The following is a 24,052-nucleotide window of genomic DNA, read 5'->3' on the forward strand; positions in this document are numbered from 1 at the left end:
GCGTTAGTCTGCGGGATCAGGGTCGGGGCTTGCTGCGGGATCGGGGCTACTGTCCGAGTCCACGGCTGCCTCTGTTTCAGGGGGTGTTTCCTCTGCTGCGGGTGTTTCAGCCGGTGTGGGGCTGGGTTCCGGTCGGGCAGGTACGGCTAAAGTGGGGCATTGGTCGCGATCGTAAGTGAAGGGAACGGTGATTTTAAATGGGGTCGGGCGGTTGACCTCCGGAAAACTGAGGCTGGTGACTTGCGATCGCGCCTGAGCATTAAAAATTTGATGGCCCGCGCTGCGAATCAACTCCACATTCGTCACCGTCCCACCGGGCTGCACCTCCACGCCATAAATGCTCGTCCCCGACAACCGCCGCAAACAGGCATCGTCCGGATAGATTCCAGCAACGGTTAAGGCACGAGGTTGAGCCGTAACCGAGGCCAACCACCGCGCATTATTTTCGTCCGCTTCGGCATCGGTGGTGTTGATTGGGTTGCGGCTGAGACTGTCGCGGCGGGCTTCGATATCCCGCAGCACCGGGTTTTCGGGGGTACTGGGTTGAGCGGCGATCGCGCCCTCTGACGGATCAGCCGGATCAGCAGCGGGGGGCGTTGGGGCAGTGGCGGCCCCGCTGCCCTCAGCGGTTTTTTCTGGGCGCGATCGGTTCGGTTGATTAAACACCGCCGCAATCCCCGATTGGCGTGGCCGAGGCAGCAAGTCGCCCGGATTTTCATATTCCTGCAACCGAAAATCATCGCCCGCATTGGCAATATCGAAAGGAGATTGGGGCCGATTGGAGTTGGGACGCGCCGGATTACCAGGGTTGGGGGCGGAACTGAGGCGCGAGGGCGGTTGAAGAATGGTTTTACTCGGCCGGGGGGGCAGGGCGTTGGGGCGATCGCCGGCCCCCGAATTGTTGGGCGCGGGTTGAATCGGATATTGGTAGGGAATGGTGGCAGCCGATCCCGGATTCTGGGGGGACTGTTGCGGCCCCGGAAGCGGTCGGGATGATGGATTGCTCCGAAGTGGGGAGTTGGGGAGTTGGTTGAGGTCAGGGATGGGGTATTGGGGCGATCGCACCGCAATATCCGGTAACCCAGCACTGACCGATGCGGGCATGGTCACAGCAAGGGGCAGGCGGCTGAAATCCTGGGCAGAGAGTTCCACCATGCCCACCTGATTACGCGGTGATCCCACATCGCCGCTGAGGAGGGGCCCATCGGCAAAAAACGGCAGGGAGGGCAACGCCACACCGAGCATGGCGTGCATTCCCACCGAGGCATAGGCCGCGATCGCCGTGGGTTGACGGATGCTACTGGCAAGAATTGCCCAAATTGACGGAAGGGTCATAGCGAATGATCAGGAGCGACAGGTCGATTATGAATGATCAAGACTGAGAAGTAGCTCAATTGTAGCGTGGGGCGATCGCGCAAATCGTCATAAATCTGCTGATCCGGCATCGTGGCTCGTTCTACGACCCAACTGCGATCCAAGAGTTCCCACTGCCGCAACACCTGCCACACCTGCCCATACACCGACCCCACCTTCAACAACACCACCACATCCGCCCACTGCAACACCTTTTCCAATTCCGCCACCCGATACAACGCCGGCAGCACTACATATCGCTGCCCCTGACAGGTGAGGGGAATCCCCAGGGTGGCAGCAGCGGCGTAGGGCGACGACACCCCCGGCACGGTTTCGATCGTCACTTCTGGATGGTGTTCCCGCAGGGTTTGGGCGAGGTAGGTAAAGGTGCTGTAAAAACTCACATCCCCCTCGCAGGCAAAGGCCACATCTTGACCTTGGGCCAGATAGTCCCACACTTGATCGGCGGCCTGCTGCCAAGCGTTCATGAGGATGTCTTCGTCACGGGTGTAGGGAAAATCGAGGGGGAGCAGGTGTTGTTGGCTGGTAAACCAGGGGGTAATAATTCGTTCGGCGATACCGGGCTTTTGGTGGAGACCGGCCGGAAAGGCAATCACATCGGCCTGACGCAGTAGCCGCAACCCTTTGAGCGTAATGAGCTCAGGGTCGCCAGTACCGACGCTGATACCGTAAAGATGACCAAGGGAGGCGACAGGGGACAAGGGCGTGAGTGGAACGGGGACTGCAATAATTTCAGGCTTTATCTTAACGGATCAGGATAGTGCTGTTGGCCGCGATCGCCAACAGTCTGGTTAGGGTTTTGACTCCGCAGGGTAAAACTAGGGAAAGGATGAATCACAGATTGAGGAATCAAATCATGGTGCAGGGGTGGGCTGGAATGCTACGGGGGTTAGGGTTGGGGCTAATCGGTGGCGGTGCGATCGCGCTGTCCCTCGCCTCTGCAACGATGGGCCAGCGGATTCATGACCCGGATTTTTTTGAACAGGGGCGCGATCGCCTCGAACAGGAAATCGATCGCCTCAACCAACCCGAACCGGAATCGGTGCTGCGATCGCGCCCAGACTCGATCTGGTTGGTGGTCACCTCTGCTCCCGGTCAGTTTCGCGTCGCTGTGCCGTCCCCCGTTACCCCCCAAGACCCGATCACCCTCGATCTCCCCAGCGGAACCCTCACGGCCCAAGGTGCGATCGCGACCTACGAAAACACAGAATATGTGGTCGCCTTTGCCGACTACGCCACCCCCACCGCCACCCCTGCCCAACGCCTCACCGAACTCCGCGACTACATGGTGCAGGATACCGACTGGGCGATCGCCCAAGATCAATCCATGCCCCTCGGCGCGTTTCCCGGTCGGCAGTTCGTCCTCTTCAGTCCCCAACAGATGATCACCTATCGCTTTTATCTCGTCGGGACGCGCCTCTATATCCTCGGTGTCCTCCACGCCCCGGAGCGCGATCGCACCACGGAAACCGAGCGATTTTTTTCATCGTTTACCCTGCTGCCACCCCCAGCCCCATCTGTACCCCCGTCTTGAACCTGCAAACCGTGAAACACTGTCCTAGCTAGTTTTTCGTTTGGAGGGAATCGCTCCGATCAAGGTTCGGTTCTACGCCCATGGCAATTGACCAGGAGCGGCTAGGATGAGGGGCAACAGCGCGTAGTACAGGCATTATGGTGAAGCAACCCAAGGGATTTCCCTCACTCGGCCAGATCGTGGGACAAAGTGAGCAACTCGATTTTCTCGAAGTGGTTCCCAGTGATGCGATCGCCCCCGCCGACACCGCCGAAGCCGAATGGTCAGCCGCGATCGCTGCCCTTAACCATTTATTGCTCAATCTCTTCGCCGCCTCCCCCCGTCCCTGCGCCGGTGTCGTCCTCGCTGGGCCTAACCCCGTCCTCCATGACCCCTATCTCCTCACCCAACTGGTCACGGGACTCTTTCGGCCGAAATCCCTCGAAGACATCGCCCTCGCCCATTTTCAACTCCCCGCCGCTGCGGATGATGCCGACCCCGACCCGATCGCCGTCACTCAGCAAGAATATCCCCTCGTCCCTAATGATCCCCTCGTGGATGAGCAATTTTGTCTCGTTTGGACGCAAGGATTAGGGGCGGTGTTCGTCCTCGATCGCGATGATCAGGGCAAACCCGCGTTTCATTTTTCCTTTAGTCCAGAAGTGCTCAGTCAAGCGTGGCAAGCCCTGCGATCGCGCCTCCGCCTCACCTGCCCCCACCACGTCGCCCCCCTCGATCGCCTCATCGCCCAACACCAACCCCCCAGCCCCGATCATCGCCTGATCACGGCCTTCCATCGGCTCATGCTCAAGCACCTACCCCAACACACCGCCCCCGCTGCCGCCCCCACCATCCAGATCAACGCCCAACCCCGCCGACCCGAAACCACCCCCACCGCCGAAGTCGAACTCCTCCAAGCCCTCACCCACGAAGTCCGCACCCCCCTCACCACAATTCGGATGCTGACGCGGTTAGTGCTGAAAAAACAGCGCACCCTCGCCGATGATGTGGTGAAACGCCTCAAGAGCATCGACCAAGAATGCACCGACCAGATCAACCGGATGGAGTTAATTTTTCGGGCGACGGAGTTGGAGTCTCAGGTGGGCGATCGCGACCTCGGCCAACTGATCCCCATCTCCCTCCAGCAAATCATCCAGCAGCACACCCCCCAATGGCAGCACCAAGCCCAACGCCGTAACATCACCCTCACCATCGTTCTCCCCGAACAACTCCCCACCATCATCAGCCACCCCGCCATGCTCGCCCAAGTCCTCACCGGCTTGATCGAACGCCTCACCCGCAGCCTCCCCAGCGGCGAAAACATCGCCGTCCAAGTCACCACCGCCGGCGATCAACTCAAACTGCAATTCCTCTCCCAAAACACCACCCTCTCCCACTCCCTCAAATCCCTAGGACAACTCCTCATGTTCCAGCCCGAAACCGGCTGCCTCAGCCTCAACCTCGATGTCACCAAAAACCTCTGCCACGCCATGGGCGGCAAACTCACCGTCCGCCAACGCCCCACCGCCGGCGAAGTCCTCACCATCTTTCTTCCCCTCACCAGCTACCGCCTGATCACCGCCTAACCCCCCAACGGGCAAGGGGCTTCAGCCTCTTGTCTTACCACGATTGTGAATGACCGGATTGTGTTTAAAATCTCCATTAGCCCGCTGTCATTGAGAGATTAGGCGGTGATCGGTGGTGTACAATTTTTTTGTCATAATCTTATATGTTGTCAATTTGTCATGACTACATCCATGCTTTCCGCAGATTTCTTACTTGTTGATTCGAGTAAAATCAAGACACTCTATGCCTATCAGCTTGATGTGGGCGAAACGAGTCTTCAAGAGATTGGGCGAAAACTAAGTTATAGAATTGATCGGTTTTTTGATCAGACTAAAATCTATTGGGCTTGGAGTTCACCACTTCTGATTAGTAACGCAGAAAAGACACCGGAGCAACTGCGTGAACTCCTGCGGCATTTGTGGACTCATCACTCAGAAGATTTTCGTGATCTTCGTTCGATTCAGTGCATAACCATCGACGGTGTGACACCACAACACCAAGCGGATTATGCGCACGCGCTCATTAACAAACGGCTCGGTTATCAGATGCGGCAAATGCTGAAGGCGGAAAATTTCGAGATGGGGAATGTTCGCATTGAGCGCCGCTATGAAACCCGCGCTTGGGATATTCAAGGTCAACCGGCTCTTTCGATTACCGTGCGATCTAATGTGATTTTGACCCAAGGATTTAGTGCGATCGCAGCCAAACTAGACGACCCAGAGAGCCTGATCGGAACCTGGGCATTGGTGACCGCCCAAGACTTTAAAGGAAAAATCATTGGCATTGTCGGCCCCTTGGCAGAGCACCGCGATCGCCTCTTCAACGCCTCCCAAGACGATCAAGTCAAGGCCCAAATCAAAGCCGCTGTTGATGATGACATTGTGGTCACACTACAAACATCATTCAAGAAGACGTATGATTATCCCCTCGCATGTCTGCAACCCAGCCTAGACATGGACACACTGACTAAATTTGACCTCGACACCTATCAAATTACCCAAGCTTGGCGGTTCTCTCCCGAAAATCGCCGTAAACTTGTCCGAAAAATCGCCGATCAAATTCGCCAAGATCAACCCTTGATCAACTCTGCTGATCATCCTCTCTTCTTCACCACTGCCGCATCCTTGCAAATTTCCAATCAAATTCGCGTTGGCAATGATCAAGCTTTTCCCTATGCAGAAAAGCAATTAATGAATCAGCTTAGAACTCACGGCATCTATCAAAAAGCAGCTAAATTCAGTCACAATGGGGGTGAATTTGTGATTGGCATCATCGATGGGCGGCGGCGACCTAACAATACAGGCTTTGGGCAAGAATTAACGAAGCTGTTGCGATCGCTAGGTTTTAACCCCAAGTTTCTCGATCCATACAGGGTGACGCAAATTTCACCAGTGACCTTAGAAACGGCAGTGAACACCGTGAAAGCGCAAAACCCGGATCTGATTTTGGGGCTCCTACCACAAAAACGGCCAGGCGATGGCTCCGTGTATGGACGCTTAAAGGCGTTGACGGTGGGGGAGGATCTGCCGAGTCAGATGGTGTATGAACCCACGTTAGGGAAAAAATATGCCGTGAACAATGTGGTGCTGGGAATGTTGGCGAAAACGGGGAATACCCTGTTTACCCTAGCGGAACCGTTGGAATTTACGGATTATGTGGTGGGGTTAGATGTGGCGCGGCAGGTGAAAGCGAATCAGCAGGGGTCCATGAATTGTACTGCGATCGCCCGCGTCTACCTCAATACCGGCCACCTCTTCGGATATCGCATCAACGACGCTCCCATTCCCGGCGAAACCCTACCCCTGAACGTCCTCGAATCCCTCTTTCCCGCTGAACATTTTGCCGGTAAACGGGTGATCATCCATCGCGATGGCCTCTTTCGGGGCGCAGAAAAACACCACCTCCACACCATCGCCCACCACCTCGGCGCAACATTCTCCTTTGTCGAAGTCCGCAAAAGTGGCGCTCCCCGTCTCTATCGCGAATACCCCAACCCCGACCCCCATCAACCCCGTTCTGTGGTGCAACCCCAAAAAGGCGACTGTCTCATCCTCAGCAACACCGCCGCCCTCATGGTGTCTAGCCTGCCCCCCTCCTCCGGTGTCACACCCCAACCCCTGCACATTCGGTGCGATCCAGCCTTGGGCATTGAGCGGGCGATTCACTCCATTTTCGCCTTAACCTTACTGCACAACGGCTCCGTGAAATCCCCCCGCCTGCCCGTTTCCCTCCATTACAGCGATAAAATCGGCTCCCTCGCCTTAAAGGGAATCAAGCCCAAAAGCCTCGATGGAGTTCTACCCTTTTGGCTTTGACGTACTCCCCCGCATAAATGACGGGGGATTCTGGGTTCAGACAGCAATTGCAGGCGTAGCCCGTCTTAATATTGCCTAGCCCAATGGACAACGCCCTGCCCATAGGGTGCTCACCCCGGAATTTTACTTCGCGCTAGCGAACGCTTTTACTGTATCACCACCGAATCAATTCGGTTATTCGCTTATATCCCCCGAATAAAATTCAGGGGGCTTTACGCATCACGCTCGTAAGGAGGATTATTGCAAATTGTCTATTCTCCTTGCCCTTGCATGCCCCTAGCGCAAACAATAAGGAATGAAGAGTCGAGGGAAAAAATGATGAAAGCTTCTGAAATCATGACATCCGATGTCATCACGATTCGAGGCTCTGCAACAGTCGCTGACGCAGTGAAATTAATGCGGGACAAGAAGTTGCGGGCCTTGATTGTCGATCGCCGCACCGACGAAGATGCCTACGGCATTGTCACAGAAACCGATGTGGTGTACAAAGTGACTGCCTACGGGAAAGATCCGAAAAATGTGCGGGTGTTCGAGATCATGAATAAGCCCTGCATTGTGCTGAATCCGGATCTAGGTGTGGAATATGTGGCGCGTCTGTTCGCCAATACCGGCATCCGTCGTGCCCCGGTGATCAAGGACAAGCTACTAGGCATCGTCTCGATCACCGATATTCTGCAAAAGAGTGATTTTATTGAAAAACCGAAGGAGTTGACCTTAGAGGCGGAAATTATTAGTGCGAGGGATAAGGCACGGGCGATTTGTGCAGAAAAAGGCCCTACTTCACCCGAATGCGCGGCAGCTTGGGACATCGTAGAAGAATTACAAGCGGAAGCCTCTCACCAACGTGCCCAAAAACCCGAAAAAACGTATTTTGAGGAATACTGTGATGAGTATCCCGATGCGTTTGAAGCACGGATGTACGATACCTAGTAGAATGACACACGTTAATCGGTGGGTGACGGCGGATTACTGGATTGCAGTGATAGCAAAAGTTTAATTCACCTAACCCACCCTACGGTGAATCATTATTTTAGCTGTGCCATGGTGGTAGGGTGCTGTTAGCGAAGCGTAACGCACCGTCACCTTGAGCGTTGGATATTCAAGTTGATCCGAATCTTAAGTCTTGACTCTGCACTAGTGGACTGTCTAGCTTAAAAAGGTGAGTTGTTATCCAGAGGGGTGAGCGGAGTCGAACCCCGGAGCACCAGACTTCGACTTCGCTCAGTCTTCAAGTTACTTGCCATCTGAGGCTAGACAGTCCACTAGATTCATCTGAGTACAGGATAAAAATCAGGCTTGGGCTGAAACCTTGATGATTTCGTAGGTTGGGTAGAACAATAGCAAAACCCAACCCGCTCCATCAAAATCCATAGTCTGTAGTGCGGGCATCTTGCCCGCTGGGATCAGACAAAATAGGGAGCAGGATGCTCCCACCCCATCAAAATCAAGATTCCGCCGTACCTTTTAATTTTTGTTCTGTACTCAGTAGATTCATAGGCCTAGACAAAAATTTCACCTCGCTCACTGGTCTAGTTCTGCGGGTGAATGGGATGGTTGGATTCAATTTTTAGTCTGTGTTGCCTAAATATAGAGAAGAAATGAAAGCACTTGGGAGTCTTTCCTTGTTTCGACCCCAAGTGCTTTTCTTCAACTTTACTCCTCACACTCATCTATTAGATTAATGGTTAAATGAAACTTGTCAAGGGGTAAGGTGTATTTCTTGATGAAATTGCGTCAAATAACTTAGGGTTTTACGCTCAATCGCGGGCAACTTGGCGGCGGCCATGCGGCACTGAGTAGGGGCGATGATCCACGGTGCGGCGTTCGTCTGAGTTGATTGGATCGCTGAGGATCGCGCCTCATCGCCGCGATTCTCAGCGATCGCATCAGGTGAGCACTTGTTCACAGGGGATACAACGATTTCGGGGTTGATGGTTCTCACGCTGGAGGGTCAATGATCAGATGTTGCTCCACGAGGGTGGGAATATCATTCGGGCGCACGCGGCTATATTTGGCCCGTTCCGGCAACAGGATGACATGGGGACCTTGTTTACATTGGTTGAGGCAGCCGGTGCTTTTGATCGTGACGGTGTCGTTGAGGTTGCGATCGCTCAATTCCGCCGCTAACTGGGCGCAGACTTTATCGGCCCCACGTTTACGACAACTGGATTTTTGACAAATGAGAATTTTGGCGGCTTCGGCCTTGGGTTGGGGCGGAGTCAGGGGAGCGGTCACCAGTTCCGATTGCACCGCCCAAGGACTGAGGATAATGTGATCCGCTTTGAAGGTGAGGATGCCGGTTTTGCGCGATCGCCGCCGCTGGCCATGAATTGTCACCCAATGACCCGGTTGAATCGTCGGATCAAGCCGATGGCGCAGGGTTTTCGGGACTTTAAACCAATAGTCGCGATCGTCAACCCCCACCCGCAGGGCTTTCAACTTCGCTCCATCCTGATAAAACAAGCTCTGTAATTGACCAGTGCAACGAATTGGAGTGGGTTTTGCTTTAGCGTAACTCATAAAAAATTGCGTAAACAGCAGGATGCGCAAGTCCCGAAGCCAGGTAAGTCAGCACCCTAGGGCTGCCGGAATCGCTCCGTTAGGGTTTTGGGTTTTGCGCTTGTCTGCCAGTATAGACAGAAAATTCATTAATGAGAATACTTTTCAATAAAAAATATCTCAAGTTCACCATGACTGCCCCCCATGGCTTTCATCTCCGCCGTGAACTCAATGCTTACGGGAACGAGCGATCGTGCCTGGGGGGAATGCGTCAGGCTGGCGGCTGATTTTTATTGAGAATAGTTAGATATAGTCCGCCAGCGTTGAACTTCCCACCGCCTGCCTCAGTATCGGCGGCGGCAGGATCGAGAAGAGCGGGACGGATGAGCGATATGATGGAGGGCGGAATTTGTGACGCGAACGTAGCCATGATGGAATTAACCGACTTAAAACGGGGAGTGACGGTGTTAACTGAGCGCCTGGGCAAAGCTCAGGACTATCTTTGACCTCCCTCAACTCAATGCCCAAATTCACGATCTAGAGCAACAAGCCGCCCAGCCTGAACTGTGGGATGATCCGGCAGCGGCGCAACGCATCATGCAGACCCTCAATGATGTGAAGTCCAGTGTGGTGCAGTATCGCAGTTGGAAGTCGCAACTTGAAGATGTGGGTGCGATCGTTGAACTGTTGGAGGTGGAAACCGATGACAGTCTTTGGCAAGAAGCGCACCAGACCCTTGAGCATCTGCAACAAACCCTCGATAAATGGGAGCTTCAGCAACTCTTGTCCGGCGAGTACGATACCGAGGGGGCTGTGCTGACGATCAATGCGGGGGCCGGGGGCACAGATGCCCAAGATTGGGCGGAAATGTTGCTGCGGATGTATACCCGCTGGGGGGAGCAGCAGGGATATCAGGTTTATTTGGCGGAGATTTCCGAGGGGGATGAGGCGGGGATCAAGTCTGCGACGCTGGAAATTTTGGGTCGCTATGCCTATGGATATCTGCGGGGGGAAAAGGGCACTCATCGCCTGGTGCGGATTTCGCCGTTTAATGCCAATGGCAAACGCCAGACGAGTTTTGCGGGGGTGGAGGTGATGCCAGCGTTGGATGATTCTAAAATTACCCTGGATATTCCCGATAAGGATCTCGAAATTACCACGTCGCGATCGGGGGGGAAGGGGGGCCAAAACGTGAATAAGGTGGAAACAGCGGTGCGGATTCTCCATGTGCCGACGGGGTTAGCGGTGCGCTGCACCCAGGAGCGATCGCAACTCCAAAACAAAGACAAAGCCATGGCCCTCCTAAAAGCCAAACTTTTGGTGATTGCTCAAGAGCAACGGGCCCAAGAGATCGCCGAAATTCGCGGCGACATGGTGGACGCGGCCTGGGGTAACCAGATCCGTAACTATGTGTTTCACCCCTATCAGATGGTGAAGGATCTCCGCACCAATACGGAAACCACGGCGATCAGTGATGTGATGAATGGGGCGTTGGATGAGTTTATTGAATCCTATCTGCGCCTTGATTCTGGCATTGTGGGCTAAGGGGTACGGGGGGAATGGGCCGGTGGATGCGATCGCTCCCCATTGCCCTACCCCGTATCCAGCCATCTCGTTGTTGGACAATGCCGCCTCTCACAATACAGGCGGTATGAACGCAAAACACCCAGGGACCGTTGGCCAGCGAGCTTTCTCTTTCACTATATGATCACGACCGAAGTATAATCTTAGTTTATATTAAATCTTTTCAGATTCTTGAAGATAATACCAGCGAAAAAATGCTAGAATCTTTATCCCATAATACTTATTTAGATTTCTTTGCCCCCCCATATTGCTAGAAATTCCTAAAAGCGAACATAAACTAAAATTATGTTACGAGAGCTTAAGACTTTCATTGCTAATGCTGACTATACCGGATCGAGATTTTCCCGTACTATCAAACATAGAAACTTACATCAGCCTTTAAGGATTTAAGTTTCGTGAAGGCTGTCATTCATAACAGAGAGGAGTTCCCTACCTATGGCGACTTACAAAGTTACGTTGAAATGTGAAGCGGAAGGACTGGACACCACCATTGAAGTCCCTGATGACGAATATATCCTTGACATTGCTGAAGAACAAGGTCTCGACCTCCCCTACTCCTGCCGTGCTGGTGCTTGTTCCACCTGTGCAGGTAAATTGGTTTCCGGCACCATAGACCAATCGGATCAATCCTTCTTGGATGATGATCAAATCGCTGCTGGTTTCGTGCTGACCTGTGTTGCCTATCCGAAGTCAGATTGTGTGATTGAAACCCACCAAGAAGAAGCCCTCTACTAAGATAAGGGTCGATTCCCAGCGGTTTATTACTAAACAGCCATCAAACATAGTTTGATGGCTGTTTTTCCAGTTCCACCCCTGTGCTCCATAGGGTGCAGCGATGATTGTGCCAGGACGATCGCAGTTCCTGAGGCGGATCGCTCGGAAGCATCAAATCTCCTTTAAGATGGGAACAAGAGCGAAGTTCCTCATTGTAGCGGTGACCTATGACCCAATCTCAACAACGTCCTCCGGCTCCCCCTCAACGTCCCCCCGCCCCACCGCCGGGACAACGTCGCCGCCCTGCCGCTGGACCCGGTGCTGCCCCACCGCCAGGTATGCCGCCACGATCGCAACCCGCCCAAGCCAAAGCAAAACCCCAGCGATCGCCAGGGCATCCCTCCTGTGGTGACATCATTAATCTTGCCAATAAAGAAGGGTATTCCGATATTCACCTTGGGGTAGGAGAACAGCCACGGGTGCGCGATCGCGGTGAAATGGAAAAACTAGAATTTCCCGTCACCGACGAACCCACCTTTTGGAGTTGGATGCATGAAATCTGCTCCGAACAGGAAATTCAACAGTTCAAAGACACCAAAGAACTCGACACCGCCAAACAATACGACTTTGCTAGGGTGCGGATCAACGTCTTTGACTCCCTCACGGGGCCTGCGATCGTCATGCGGTTAATCCCCCTCACCATCATGACGATGGAGCAACTCCGTCTGCCACCCGTATTTCGCGACATCTCCGATTCCCATAAAGGCCTCGTTCTCGTCACCGGCCCCACCGGTTCCGGGAAATCCACCACCATGGCCGCGATGATCGACTACATCAACAAAGAACATTCCAAACACATCATCACCATTGAAGATCCCGTTGAATTCGTCCATAGCAGCAAAAAATCCCTGATTAAACACCGCGAAGTCGGAACCCATACCCTGCTATTTGACAATGCCCTCAAAGCCGCGTTACGGGAAGATCCGGACTTAATTCTCGTTGGGGAAATGCGAGATAAAGGCACGGTCAACACCGCCCTCAAAGCCGCTCAAACCGGTCACTTGGTGATGGGAACCCTGCACACCAACAGTGCCGTTAAAACCATTGAGCGAATTTTGAACCTCTATACCGCTGAAGAACAGCACGCGATGCGGATTGCTTTGTCTGAATCCTTAGTGGCCATCATTGCCCAAGGTTTGTGTCGAACCACCGACGGCAAACGCGCCGCCTTTCATGACATCTTGGTCAATACGGAAACGATGAAAGAATACATCTCCAAAGGGCAGTATGAAGACATGCATGAACTCATGATTCAAAGTGAATATGACGGCATGCTCACGATGAACCAAGCCCTGTATGCACTCTATGAAGAGGGGCGGATTACCGAGGAAACCGCCTTGGAAAAATCCCCCACTCCCAACGAAATGGCTCAAATGCTGCGGGGTCGGCTCTAGACCGATGGACACGATACGAGTTATGCCAGAACAATTTAAAGGGATTGTTCTGTTTACCCCTGCCGGCGATTTAATCTATACCATTGATGAAACGAAGCAACGGCGATGGCATAGTCATTTGTGCGCCGCGTTACAAGAGTTATTGGGGTTAACGGCTCCGCCCCATTTTCTTGTCCCGTTTTATACGGCGACGGTGGATCGCTGGTGGGATACTCAGTTGCAATGTCTGCGTACGGTGGCGGAGGTGTATCCGTTCGTGGCACGATATCAGGCCTTACTGAATACGATTTTTCAAACCCCGGATCTACGCTGGGATGTGATGCCAGTCCAGCAAGAGGGGGCTAATCCTCAAATCATCGCTAGCTATCGGGATCACTTTTCTCCTCTGTGGGAAGAGCACAATCTCATTGTGTCCTATGATCAGTGGCAAGACCATGACTATCATGATGATGTTGTTGCGATGCCCCCTAAGCCTGATTCACCCACTTCGCCGTTAATCCAAAATTATGTGTTGCGGCTGTTTGTCTCAGGGGATAACACGCTGACGGAGCGAACATTGCACCAACTGCATGAACTGCTAGAGGAAAATTTATCAGCACCCTATACCCTGAAGGTGATTGATATTTTCAAGCACCCTGATTTGGCGGAGGTGGATCATATTTCGGCAACTCCGACGCTGATTCGGGTTTGGCCGCTGCCGGTGCGGCGGATTGTGGGGGAGTTTACTAATCCGCAGCGGTTGCTCCAGGTTTTGACGGCTACGCCACGGGAGGACTGAGGGATTGGTGAGCGATCGCCGCCGCAGATGGATCGTTAGGCTTGGTATTTCCGGAACGCGAGGGTGGCATTGTGACCGCCAAACCCAAAGGAGTTCGAGAGTACGACATCCACTGGGTACTCCCGGCTGCCATCGGCAACATAGTCTAAATCACAGTCGGGGTCGGGGTCAGTGAGGTTGATCGTGGGGGGAACGCGATCGTGAGCGATCGCCATCACCGCCGCCACCGCTTCAATCCCACCGGAACCGCCCAACAGATGCCCCGTCATCGACTTCGTGGAACTGACCAGGATATTTTTCGCATGGGCCCCTAACGCTTTCTTAATAGCTCGCGTTTCGGTCACATCATTGGCGGGGGTGCTCGTGCCGTGGGCATTCACATAGCTCACCTGCTCAGGCACAATGCCACCATCTTTCATGGCTAGCTCGATCGCACGAGTCGCACCATGGCCATCGGGAACCGGCGAGGTCATATGGTAGGCATCACAGGTCATCCCATACCCCACAATCTCAGCGTAGATCTGTGCTCCTCGTGCTTGGGCATGGTCGAGTTCTTCTAAAATCAAAATTCCAGCCCCTTCGCCCATCACAAACCCATCGCGACCGCGATCAAAGGGACGGCAGGCATGGGCGGGATCATCATTGCGCGTGGAGAGGGCTTTCGCGGACGCAAAGCCTGCGAAGGAAAGGGGGGTGATTGCAGCTTCAGTCCCCCCGCAGATCATGGCTTTCGCGTAGCCGCCCTGCACCATCCGAAAGGCATCCCCAATCGCGTGCGATCCAGCAGCGCAGGCCGTGACCACACAGGAATTTGGGCCTTTAGCGCCGGTATGAATTGCCGTTAAGCCAGCGGCCATATTGGCAATCATCGTGGGGATCATAAAGGGGCTACAGCGGGATGGCCCCTTCGTGAGCAACACTTCCTGTTGATCTTCCATCACCTTGAGTCCCCCAATCCCCGTGCCAATCAAAACACCAACGTGATCTGCATTCAACTCGTCAATGATGAGTTGAGCATCTGCGATCGCCTGCTGACTGGCACAAACCCCAAACTGAGCAAAACGATCCATCCGCTTGGCATCTTTGCGATCAAGATAGTGGTGAGGATCAAACCCCTTGACTTCACCGGCAATCTGGCAAGCGTGGCGTGAGGCATCAAACCCGGTAATCGTGTCAATACCATTGCGGCCAGCCATTAACCCACCCCAATAATCAGACAGGGTATTACCAATCGGTGTAATTGCGCCAAGTCCAGTGATGACGACTCGTTTGCGTTGGAAGTTTGTCATGGTTTTCAATCGCTAAAGGGGGGGATTAAGCCCAGCATTGCCTGGAGTTCAGGTCACTGTTACCCGTGGTCAAAAGAGGCAAGATCGCAAGGGGGATCGATAACGCCGTTCAGCCGTTAGGCCGATGCAGCAGCCGCCGCAATATGCTCGACGGCCTTGCCGACGGTGTCAATTTGTTCAGCCACATCGTCGGGAATTTCAACGTCAAATTCTTCTTCTAGTGCCATCACCAATTCAACAGTGTCGAGGGAATCTGCACCGAGATCATCTGTGAATTTTGATTCCGATCGCACTGCATCTCTGTCAACTTCTAGTTGCTCAACGACAACTTTTATGACTCTGCTAAAAATTTCTTCATTAGCCATTTATGCTACCTCTATGTTTTTAAACAGGCTGATATTTGAGTTCAGTGGAATGCTGATTTACAGCATCCTCTATGATATCGGAAAGCGGCCCCTCTTTTGCAAAGCAACGAGTGTGATCTGAACCCCCACAGTTACTCCGCAATTATTAAGGAATTTCAATAGTTTACCACCTGACGGGGAGGGGTGCGAGATGATGAGGGGGGATTACTCCTAACTACTGATCTTGGGTCAGTAGCGCTGTTTCACGACGAATCACTATGCCTGCTTTGCCGCTTCGTTATGCCTATTTTCCCGGTTGTGTCGCTCAGGGAGCTTGCCGCGAACTGTATCAATCCACGGCTGCGGTGACTGCGGCGTTGGGCATTGAGCTTTTGGAGTTAAAAAAGGCGGCCTGTTGCGGTTCCGGAACCTATAAAGAGGACTCCCAACTGTTGGAGGATACGGTGAATGCCCGTAATATTGCCTTGGCTGAGACCTTGAATTTGCCGCTGTTGACCCATTGCAGCACCTGTCAGGGGGTGATTGGCCATGTGGATGAACGGCTGAAGGCGGCCCAAGAGGATGATCCGGCTTATTTAGAACAGGTGAATCAGTTTTTGACGCAGGAAGGGTGTTCGCCCTATCGCGGCACGAGTGAGGTGAAGCATTTGTTGTGGGTGTTGGTGGGGGATTATGGGTTGGAGGCGTTGCGGGAGCGGGTGGTGCGATCGCTGTCTGGCCTCCGCTGTGGTGCGTTCTATGGTTGTTATTTGCTGCGCCCCTTGAGCACCCTGCCCTACGATGATCCTGTTGCGCCTCGATCATTAGAATCGGTGATCGAAGCGGTGGGGGCGACGGCGGTGGACTATCCGGGCCGGACACAATGCTGCGGCTGGCCGATTTCGAGCTATGCCACGGAAACCTCCTTTCAGATGGCGGGGAAACATTTGCAGTCAGCGATCGCCGCCGGGATGGACTGCCTCGTTACCCCCTGCCCCCTGTGCCATCTCAACTTAGAATCTCGGCAACCGGAAATCGAAAAGGTGATCGGCGCATCCCTTAACTTGCCCGTGCTGCACCTGCCGCAGTTGGTGGGGTTGGCCCTGGGGTTAGATCCGGCGGTGTTGGGGTTAGAGCGTCATGTGGTGTCGCTGCAACCGGTGTTAGAAAAATTGCGACTCGCAGCGGCCTAGGGAGTGAGGCGACGACCGAGGATGACCAGATCGCGATCGCACCCATCCAACTGCGCCACGCGGGGCAAATACCCCCATTCTCGAAACTGAAACCGCTCCAACAACCTCAGACTAGGTTCATTATGGGCAAACACAAACCCCAACAGCGTCTGAATCCCCAATCGCGGCCATTCCGCCAGGCCATGGTCTAGGAGTTGCGTCCCAATGCCCTGCCGCTGATGAGTCGGGGCAATATAGAGACTCAGTTCCACCGTGGCAGCATAGGCGGGCCGACCGTAAAACGCCTGCACACTGACCCATCCCCCCACCTGCGCTTGGGCATCACACCACACCCACAGGGGGTAGCGATCAGGCCGATGTTCGACAAACCACTCTTCCCGACTGGCTACGGTGATGGGTTCCGTGTCGGCGGTAACTTGACGACTGGGGATCGTGGCGTTGTAAATCTCGACGATCGCAGGCAGATCAGCAGGAACGGCAAGACGAATCATGAAGAGTGTTTCGGGCTGACGGGAGGTGTGAGTTTAGAATAGCGCAATTGTTTAGAATAGCGCAATTGTGAAGCGTGGTTTTGCCCGAATCGAGCAGGCAATTTTGATGAGATTTGCCACAATGGGAACTAGAAAAACGTCCATGTTACAGTGTTTGTCTGCCTGCGTTGCATTCCGCTTGTCCTGCCGCTAAACCTCAATGTCGAAGAAACCAACAAATATTTGGGTTGAAAGTGCCAGTGTGATTGGGTTGAGTCTCTTTTTCTCCCTGGTCATCCGTACCTTTATTGCTGAGGCCCGTTACATTCCCTCAGAATCGATGCTGCCGACCCTGGAAGTGGGCGATCGCCTCATGATCGAGAAATTATCCTATCGGTTTCATGATCCGCGTCGGGGTGAGATTATCGTGTTCTATCCCCCGGATACGGCGGTGAAATGCGATCCCCTCCGGCCCCAAGCAGTCCCCATTCGGGATGCCTACATCAAACGCATTGTGGGCTTACCCGGCGACACCGTAGAAGTCCGCAACAGCCAAGTCTATATCAACGGCGACCCCCTCGATGAGGACTATATCAACGCCGAGCCGGACTATATCTATGGCCCCGTGACCGTGGAGCCGGATAGTTATCTCGTGCTCGGCGATAACCGGAATGCGTCCTGTGATTCCCATGTGTGGGGGGCCGTGCCGGAAGAGAATATTATTGGCCGTGCCGCTGTGCGCTTTTTCCCGTTTAACCGTATGGGTACTGATTTTTAATGGGGTAGGGCTATGGTGCATCCGGAACAGTCTGATCGCTTCACGGGTGTGAACGAACCGAACCATCCAGGCTTTGTCGATGCGATCGCATCGGCCATTGCCGATCGCCTCACACCCACGGATTCCCACGATCTCGAAGTGGTCGCCGTCGCTAGCTATCCCCACTATGCGGGACTGATCCAAGCCCGGAAGCTGGTGAGCATTGGGACGGGGCTATTGTTGGTCTATGCGATCGCCAATAGTTTCACCCCCCTTTGGCCCCCAGCCATTGAATTTCCCCTCCGCTTCACCGTCGCCCTCTGTGTCATTGCCAGCGGCTTAGGCTTGATCATCACCCTCATCGTCGAACTCTTCCAAGGCGCAGGCTGTGATCAAGAAATTCAACTGCGCGACCAGGGGCAAATCATCCGCGAATATAATTTCATCCCATCGTTAAACCAGTTCACCGTTGTCCTGCTACTTCTCGCCCTGGGATTATTAACGATCATTTTTGGCTTTGCCAATTTTTATAGTGAACTCGTCCGCCAAGATCCCAACCATTTCCAAGGGCTTGAGGCGGGGTTTCTCGCGATTTATTTTTCCTTGGTGACGTTTTCCACCGTGGGCTATGGTGATATTCACCCCGCATCAGTGGTGGCCCGTTTGGCCGCCGTGGGGGAAATTTTCACCGCCATGTTTTTCAGCCTCGTGGTCATTTCCACAACCCTATCCTGGGTGATTGCCCATAAGCGTCAAGAGCATGAATTAGCGATTAAACAGCGGATTCGCGATCGCACCATCAAACCTTCGCACCCCGTTTCCCCATAAATCATGCCTCTGCACCGCAGCAATCACCCGACTGCGATCTACCTTGTCCCGTTGCGATCGCTAACGTGAGTCTCCGGCTTGTTGCGGCAGGGTAAACTGAGTTTTCCACCGCCAGCCTTGATCCCCAGCTTGGCGGGCAGCAACTTGAATATGGTGGAGGTGGGGCGATCGCAATTTCCCCAAGCCTCGCGTTAAAAACGCAACCATCGCGTCTTGGGGCGGGACGGTCTGCTCACCTTCAAGCAGGATTTGTAAAATTTTGGCGCGGCGGGTGACGCGGGCGGTGATCTGTTTGGTTTGGAGAGTGTTGTTAAGCAGGGCGGCGATCGCGTGGGGCTTACCCGCACGGGCTTGGGCGAGGGGATCTTGGGATGGAGGGGTAGGGAGATGGGTGGAGAGTTTGGGGGCTGGGGCAGGAGTAGCGGCGGATTCTGGGTGAACGGCGATCGCGCCCACAACACCGCCCACCATTGCCCCTTGTAGAGCTTGCAGCGGCAGCATCAGGAATAATTCGCCCGTCTGCGACCAAAGTCGAGGCAGGGAGACGGAGCTTTGGCCAATGCCCACCATCGCGATCTTGAGAATCTGCGCCAGGCTGAATTGCAGTGCGAGGGCGAGGAGGAAAATACCGCCGACCGTGAGCCACCCGCGTTGGGTCAGTTGGTTTTGGATCACGAGAAACGCGATCGCAACAATCACCGCCAACAGCACACTGCGCAGGACAATATTCACCAGCGACCACATCCCCGATCCCGTCATCCGGTCAAGCACATACCACATCACCAACAGCAGCGGCAGCAGATTTAAGGTCGCAGCATAGATCGCCCCACGCATTGCTCCCGCTTGTCTCAGGCTCAATCGCTGGGGGGCTTTGGGTTGCAGGCTCTGCCACAACAACGCCCAGGCAAATCCCTGAATCACCGCCGGTAAAATCGGATCGCGCAGATAGACCCACTCCACCGGAATCGCCGAAGGATAGCGCACCGTCCACCACCACAACAGGCCCCAAAGCACCGCCAACAGAACACCAAGAGCGCACCAACCCCAGACCCGAATGATCCAAAACCCAAAGCCTTGACGGGCATGGCTCAGAGTCGTGGTCAGCAGCCCAAAACCGATCCCAATTCCCACGAAAAACACAGAGAACCACACCACACCTTCAGCGATAGATCCCCCCATCAACACGGGCCAAAGATCATCGGCTTGCACCCGCGATCCGAGACTCAGGAGCAGGGCAGCAACCGACCAAAGCCCTGTCCACATCAGGATCGGGTTGGTGGAAGATTGTGAAATTCCGTGGCGGAGGTGGTGGATTTTTTGGCGGATGTTGGTGCGGATTTGGGCAGGGTCGGCGGTGTAGATGCGCCAACTCATGACGCTGGCGGTGCTGAGAAATGTTGCCGCGAACAGGATCGGGCGTACGATCGCCTCCACCACGGGTCCGGGTCGCGTGGAGGAGGCAACGGTGATCGGTTCGGTATTGAGAACCGCGATCGCATATCCTCCCGCCGTGATCCAACCGCCCAACAACAGACCCGCGATCAACCCCCATTCCCGCGCTGGCCGTACCCCATGACGCGGCGCAATCCCTCGCCAGAGCAGCGGCACGATTCCATAGGCCCAGAGGGCAGTCGCGCCAATCCCCCACGGGAGTAATTGACCGCCCATATTGAGGGAAGAGGTGGGGGGAAGTTGGGCGAAAACGGGGCGCAGGACAAGTGGCGGGAGAATGAAGAGAGCCAGGACGATCGCGCCAGAGGTGAGATTTTTTTTGTGGTGACCGTTGGGCGTTGGGGTGCTGGGGGATTGGGTTGGGGTGCGAGTGAGAAGCGGGCGAGCGATCGCATAGACGACACCGAGCAACGCCCCCCATACCATCCAACGCTGCACCGCAAGGGCGATCGCTGATCCCGGCGTAATCCCCAAATTGGCGGTATTATCCACCACATACGCCCCCCAGAGAAACCCGGCCATCCCTCCGATCAACCCGGTGAGGAGGGCCGTGAAAAACCCTTGATTCGTAACGCGGCGTTTAGTGGTGCGATCGCACCCTGTGAACAGTTCAAAGCAAAACCCGCCACAGTAGGCCGCCAACACCGCCACAATCAGCAACGATAAACCCCACGCAATTACCTGAAAAACAGCCACACTATCGCTCGATCATCAACACGGTTCCGGCCCAGGGGCCGAAATGATTCCACCCTAACCGACATTTCCCCTCGGCCCGTCACCTTGACCTCAATCCTTGCCGTAGCCTATTCCCATTCAATGGTTCCCGGCGGCTTCGAGGTGATGTCATAGACCACCCGGTTCACCCCCTTCACCTCATTGACAATCCGGTTGGAAATGATTTCGAGGAGTTCGTAGGGAACCCGCGACCAATCCGCCGTCATACCGTCTTCACTGGACACAAACCGCAACACCACCGGATGGGCATAGGTGCGCTGATCCCCCATCACCCCGACACTGCGAATCGGCAGCAACACCGCGAAGGCTTGCCAATAGTCGTGATAAACCCCTTGCTTGCTGATTTCATCCCGAATCACAAAATCCGCATCCCGCAGGATGTTGAGGCGTTCGGAGGTCACTTCACCGATGATCCGAATCGCCAAACCGGGGCCGGGGAACGGATGACGGCGGACGATTTCTTCCGGCAGACCGATCGCCCGCGCCACATTGCGCACTTCGTCTTTGAAAAGTTTGCGCAGGGGTTCGATCAGTTTAAATTGCAGGTCTTGGGGCAGGCCGCCAACGTTGTGATGGCTCTTGATTTTGACGGCGACACGCTCCCCGGTTTTGGGGTCTACGTTGGTGTCGGCGGATTCGATTACGTCGGGGTAGAGTGTGCCTTGGGCAAGGTAATCGAAGGGGCCGTGCTTTCTCGATTCTTCTTCAAAGACGTGGATAAATTCATGGCCGATCAGGCGGCGTTTTTCTTCGGGATCGGTCACGCCTTTTAACTGGGTGAGGAAGCGATCGCGGGCATGCACATAGACCACAGAAATGTGGAACTGTTCATCAAAAATTTTCATCAACCGTTCTGGCTCGCCTTTGCGCATGAAGCCTTGGTCAATGAACATACAGGTGAGTTGATCGCCGATCGCCTCATGGAGCAAAAACGCCAAGGTAGACGAATCCACGCCACCGGACAGCGCCAGAAGAACGCGGCGATCGCCCACGCGGGCCCGAATTTCGCGAATCGCTTCTTCGACGAAGGTTTCCATCGTCCAAGTGGGATCACAATTACAAATATGATAGACAAAATTGCGAATCAACGCGATTCCATCGACGGAATGCACCACTTCCGGGTGAAATTGCACGCCGTAGAGATGGCGGCTATGGTGAGCGATCGCAGCGCAGGCCGTATTGTCTGTATGGGCCAGCACATCAAACCCCTCCGGCAGCGTCGAGCAGGAATCCCCATGGCTCATCCACATCGTCGAACCATCGGTGACATTGGTGAGCAGATCGGTGGGATCATCAATCATCAAAGCCGCTTTGCCATATTCGGCTTGCTTGGCCCGTTCCACCTTGCCGCCCAACTGTTTCACCATTAACTGCATCCCATAGCACACCCCCAAGATGGGAATATCCAGATCCCAAAGTTCTGAATCACATTCGGGGGCATAGTCGTCGTAGACCGAACTGGGGCCACCGGAAAGGATAATCCCTTTGGGGTTGAGTTGTCGCAGTTGTTCAGCGGTGGTGCGGTAGGACAGCACTTCCGAATACACTTGGGTTTCGCGAATCCGGCGGGCAATCAGTTCTGAATATTGGGAACCAAAGTCCAGAATGGCGATCATCTGGCGATTGACCGTCTGGGCGGCATCGGATTGGAGGGCTTCGATCGCTAGGGGTTGAGGGGATGTCGTCATTGTGGTCTCGGTAGAGTCAAAACGGTTAAAAGGGTGAAGTGGCGAACGCTCCATAACACCTGATCCAGATGTCTGGCATGGCATCGCAGCGGTTCGCACCGGTAACAATGGAGCACGAATTACTGTCAGACGAGACAGGCTAGGCGAATTCGTGACAGGGATGAGTTTGAGGATAGGCTCGTTTGTTTAGAAATCACCATCAGCAGGACGGGAGATGGTGGGGCGTTGAAGATCGGAGGAATAGGCTTCCGTCGATGCTCCTCAGCAAATAAAGCGACGGTACAATCACGGAATTAGCCGCGATCGCCCCTTGCATCTAAAAGTTTAGATAGATTTATTTATGGATATCAGGGTAGCACACCTCTGTCAGGATAGCTGTGCCAGTTGGACTCTGGGCGATGATGTGGCGATCGCGATCAAACAGCACCGAACCCACCGCAGGGGTGCGATCGCCGTGCTTCTGAATATACGCGATCGTCCGAGCATCCACCGCCGCCGCGATCGACCCATAGACCCGATTCACCCAATCACTCCCCGTCGCCTGATCCACCTGTCGCAAGTGCTGCAACGCCGCTTCCGTCGTTGCACTGGCGAACAGTTCCCGCAACAATCCCCCCCCAACCCCCACCTGGGCACAATGGGCCGTGAAAATTTCTAAACGCCCATCAGCGAGATGATGATGGGTATGGAAAATCCCCCCCGCCAGTTTGATTAACTTGCCGTGATAGCCAAAAAGCAGCAAGGATTTTAGCCCCACTGCGGCAGCGGTCACCAGCATCGGGCCAAGCCAATTGGCGGTTTTAATCTGCTGCTCCGGATTAACCCCCAGGGTGCGGGCTAAATCTAGACCGTTTTCGCCGATGCAAAACACAAGGGTGTCAAATTGAGCCGCCTTAGCGATCAGGGTGTCTTGGTAGGCGGTGAGTTGACCCGGTGCGCTCAAGGGTTGACTGATCCCCGTCGTGCCGAGAAGCGAAAGACCCTCAATCACCCCAAAGGCGGCGTTAGAGGTGCGCTCGGCTAACCGGCGGCCCGTGGGGAGGATCAGTTGCACGGTGATTCGTTGGCCCTGGAGGTGGGGGGCGAGGGCAGCGGTGATCAGACGATGGGCGTAGGCGTAAATGGCGGGGCTGCGATCGCTCTGTTTCCCCACCCCTTCCCCACCGAGGATCGTAATCGGTTCCGGGGCATCGGGGGTAAGAGATGCGATCGCCCAGATCGCCATATCACGGGTGAGGTCGAGGTTATCCCCCGGATCACTGCGGGTCACGGCGAGGACTTGGTCAGGCGCGATCGGCGCGATCTGTTCAATGGGAATGCTTACCCGTTGGGGCGGTTCAAGGAGATCAAGGTCTACCTGTGCGATCGGGATAATCTTCGGTAAAGCCTGCAACTGTTGCACCGCAGCCAAGGCCGCCGCCGCCGCAAACACAGGTAAGGTATAGCCAGCACGGGGATCACTCATCAAAATCAAAGCGTCCAATTCGCAGGACGGATTC

The 24,052-nt window shown here is 54.5% G+C and carries 21 protein-coding genes; 11 read left to right on the forward strand and 10 right to left on the reverse strand.

The window, feature by feature from the left end; all coding sequences use genetic code 11:
* Nucleotides 1-3: 3 nt before the first annotated feature.
* Both SPI6313_RS08235 and SPI6313_RS08240 read right to left on the reverse strand, forming a co-directional pair.
* On the reverse strand, nucleotides 4-1,335 hold the full coding sequence (locus SPI6313_RS08235) for an energy transducer TonB (protein ID WP_072620560.1): 1,332 nt from the start codon (nucleotides 1,333-1,335) through the stop codon (nucleotides 4-6).
* Entirely contained in the window at nucleotides 1,332-2,075 is a 744-nt protein-coding gene (locus tag SPI6313_RS08240; RefSeq protein ID WP_072620561.1) for a precorrin-2 C(20)-methyltransferase, read from the reverse strand. The genes SPI6313_RS08235 and SPI6313_RS08240 overlap by 4 nt, the downstream gene beginning before the upstream one ends.
* Nucleotides 2,076-2,230: 155 nt before the next feature.
* Between SPI6313_RS08240 and SPI6313_RS08245 the strand changes: the two genes are divergently transcribed.
* From SPI6313_RS08245 to SPI6313_RS08260, 4 genes are all read left to right on the forward strand, one after another.
* Entirely contained in the window at nucleotides 2,231-2,908 is a 678-nt protein-coding gene (locus SPI6313_RS08245) for a hypothetical protein (RefSeq protein WP_072620562.1), read from the forward strand.
* A gap of 137 nt (nucleotides 2,909-3,045) precedes the next feature.
* A complete protein-coding gene (locus SPI6313_RS08250) occupies nucleotides 3,046-4,473 on the forward strand; it encodes a sensor histidine kinase (RefSeq protein WP_072620563.1) in 1,428 nt (475 codons plus the stop codon).
* Between the two features lie 534 nt (nucleotides 4,474-5,007).
* Nucleotides 5,008-6,768 (forward strand): Piwi domain-containing protein, encoded by a 1,761-nt coding sequence (locus SPI6313_RS08255; protein ID WP_175551104.1) that lies wholly within the window; start codon nucleotides 5,008-5,010, stop codon nucleotides 6,766-6,768.
* Nucleotides 6,769-7,086: 318 nt separating this feature from the next.
* Entirely contained in the window at nucleotides 7,087-7,698 is a 612-nt protein-coding gene (locus SPI6313_RS08260) for a CP12 domain-containing protein (protein WP_072620565.1), read from the forward strand.
* Nucleotides 7,699-8,467: 769 nt separating this feature from the next.
* On the opposite strand, the gene SPI6313_RS22840 is transcribed toward SPI6313_RS08260, so the two are convergent.
* On the reverse strand, nucleotides 8,468-8,674 hold the full coding sequence (locus SPI6313_RS22840) for a hypothetical protein (protein WP_139276585.1): 207 nt from the start codon (nucleotides 8,672-8,674) through the stop codon (nucleotides 8,468-8,470).
* Between the two features lie 32 nt (nucleotides 8,675-8,706).
* Nucleotides 8,707-9,288, reverse strand: a complete 582-nt coding sequence (locus SPI6313_RS08265; protein WP_072620566.1) for a (2Fe-2S) ferredoxin domain-containing protein — start codon at nucleotides 9,286-9,288, stop codon at nucleotides 8,707-8,709.
* Between the two features lie 410 nt (nucleotides 9,289-9,698).
* Here SPI6313_RS08265 and prfB point away from each other — a divergent pair.
* The 4 genes from prfB (at nucleotide 9,699) to SPI6313_RS08285 (ending at nucleotide 13,797) form a co-directional block, all read left to right on the forward strand.
* A protein-coding gene (gene prfB / locus SPI6313_RS08270; protein ID WP_139276752.1) for a peptide chain release factor 2 occupies nucleotides 9,699-10,812 on the forward strand; the annotation gives its coding sequence in 2 pieces (ribosomal slippage) (nucleotides 9,699-9,770 and nucleotides 9,772-10,812; 1,113 coding nt in all).
* A gap of 474 nt (nucleotides 10,813-11,286) precedes the next feature.
* Nucleotides 11,287-11,586: a ferredoxin gene (locus SPI6313_RS08275; protein WP_072620568.1), complete on the forward strand. Its 300-nt coding sequence runs from the start codon at nucleotides 11,287-11,289 to the stop codon at nucleotides 11,584-11,586.
* Nucleotides 11,587-11,792: 206 nt separating this feature from the next.
* Complete coding sequence (locus SPI6313_RS08280) at nucleotides 11,793-13,019, forward strand: type IV pilus twitching motility protein PilT (RefSeq protein WP_072620569.1); 1,227 nt, start codon at nucleotides 11,793-11,795, stop codon at nucleotides 13,017-13,019.
* Between the two features lie 22 nt (nucleotides 13,020-13,041).
* A complete protein-coding gene (locus tag SPI6313_RS08285) occupies nucleotides 13,042-13,797 on the forward strand; it encodes a circadian clock KaiB family protein (protein WP_245788656.1) in 756 nt (251 codons plus the stop codon).
* A 35-nt stretch (nucleotides 13,798-13,832) separates the two neighbouring features.
* On the opposite strand, the gene fabF is transcribed toward SPI6313_RS08285, so the two are convergent.
* Nucleotides 13,833-15,086, reverse strand: coding sequence for a beta-ketoacyl-ACP synthase II (gene fabF, locus SPI6313_RS08290; protein ID WP_072620571.1), 1,254 nt, complete (start codon nucleotides 15,084-15,086; stop codon nucleotides 13,833-13,835).
* A 116-nt stretch (nucleotides 15,087-15,202) separates the two neighbouring features.
* Nucleotides 15,203-15,451, reverse strand: coding sequence for an acyl carrier protein (gene acpP, locus SPI6313_RS08295; protein ID WP_072620572.1), 249 nt, complete (start codon nucleotides 15,449-15,451; stop codon nucleotides 15,203-15,205).
* A 257-nt stretch (nucleotides 15,452-15,708) separates the two neighbouring features.
* On the opposite strand from acpP, the gene SPI6313_RS08300 reads away from it, so the two are divergent.
* Complete coding sequence (locus SPI6313_RS08300) at nucleotides 15,709-16,623, forward strand: CoB--CoM heterodisulfide reductase iron-sulfur subunit B family protein (protein ID WP_072620573.1); 915 nt, start codon at nucleotides 15,709-15,711, stop codon at nucleotides 16,621-16,623.
* Here SPI6313_RS08300 and SPI6313_RS08305 read toward each other — a convergent pair.
* Nucleotides 16,620-17,114, reverse strand: coding sequence for a GNAT family N-acetyltransferase (locus tag SPI6313_RS08305; RefSeq protein ID WP_072620574.1), 495 nt, complete (start codon nucleotides 17,112-17,114; stop codon nucleotides 16,620-16,622). The two genes, SPI6313_RS08300 and SPI6313_RS08305, sit on opposite strands and share 4 nt — an antisense overlap.
* A 199-nt stretch (nucleotides 17,115-17,313) precedes the next feature.
* On the opposite strand from SPI6313_RS08305, the gene lepB reads away from it, so the two are divergent.
* Nucleotides 17,314-17,871: a signal peptidase I gene (gene lepB / locus SPI6313_RS08310; RefSeq protein WP_072620575.1), complete on the forward strand. Its 558-nt coding sequence runs from the start codon at nucleotides 17,314-17,316 to the stop codon at nucleotides 17,869-17,871.
* 12 nt (nucleotides 17,872-17,883) lie between these two features.
* Nucleotides 17,884-18,678 (forward strand): potassium channel family protein, encoded by a 795-nt coding sequence (locus tag SPI6313_RS08315; protein ID WP_072620576.1) that lies wholly within the window; start codon nucleotides 17,884-17,886, stop codon nucleotides 18,676-18,678.
* A 60-nt stretch (nucleotides 18,679-18,738) separates the two neighbouring features.
* On the opposite strand, the gene SPI6313_RS08320 is transcribed toward SPI6313_RS08315, so the two are convergent.
* The 3 genes from SPI6313_RS08320 to cbiD form a co-directional block, all read right to left on the reverse strand.
* Nucleotides 18,739-20,826, reverse strand: a complete 2,088-nt coding sequence (locus SPI6313_RS08320) for a hypothetical protein (RefSeq protein ID WP_072620577.1) — start codon at nucleotides 20,824-20,826, stop codon at nucleotides 18,739-18,741.
* Nucleotides 20,827-20,933: 107 nt separating this feature from the next.
* Complete coding sequence (gene guaA / locus SPI6313_RS08325; RefSeq protein ID WP_217650761.1) at nucleotides 20,934-22,481, reverse strand: glutamine-hydrolyzing GMP synthase; 1,548 nt, start codon at nucleotides 22,479-22,481, stop codon at nucleotides 20,934-20,936.
* 406 nt (nucleotides 22,482-22,887) lie between these two features.
* Complete coding sequence (gene cbiD, locus SPI6313_RS08330; RefSeq protein WP_072620579.1) at nucleotides 22,888-24,018, reverse strand: cobalt-precorrin-5B (C(1))-methyltransferase CbiD; 1,131 nt, start codon at nucleotides 24,016-24,018, stop codon at nucleotides 22,888-22,890.
* Nucleotides 24,019-24,052 lie beyond the last annotated feature (34 nt).

Source organism: Spirulina major PCC 6313 (assembly GCF_001890765.1).
In the GTDB taxonomy this organism is placed as follows: domain Bacteria; phylum Cyanobacteriota; class Cyanobacteriia; order Cyanobacteriales; family Spirulinaceae; genus Spirulina; species Spirulina major.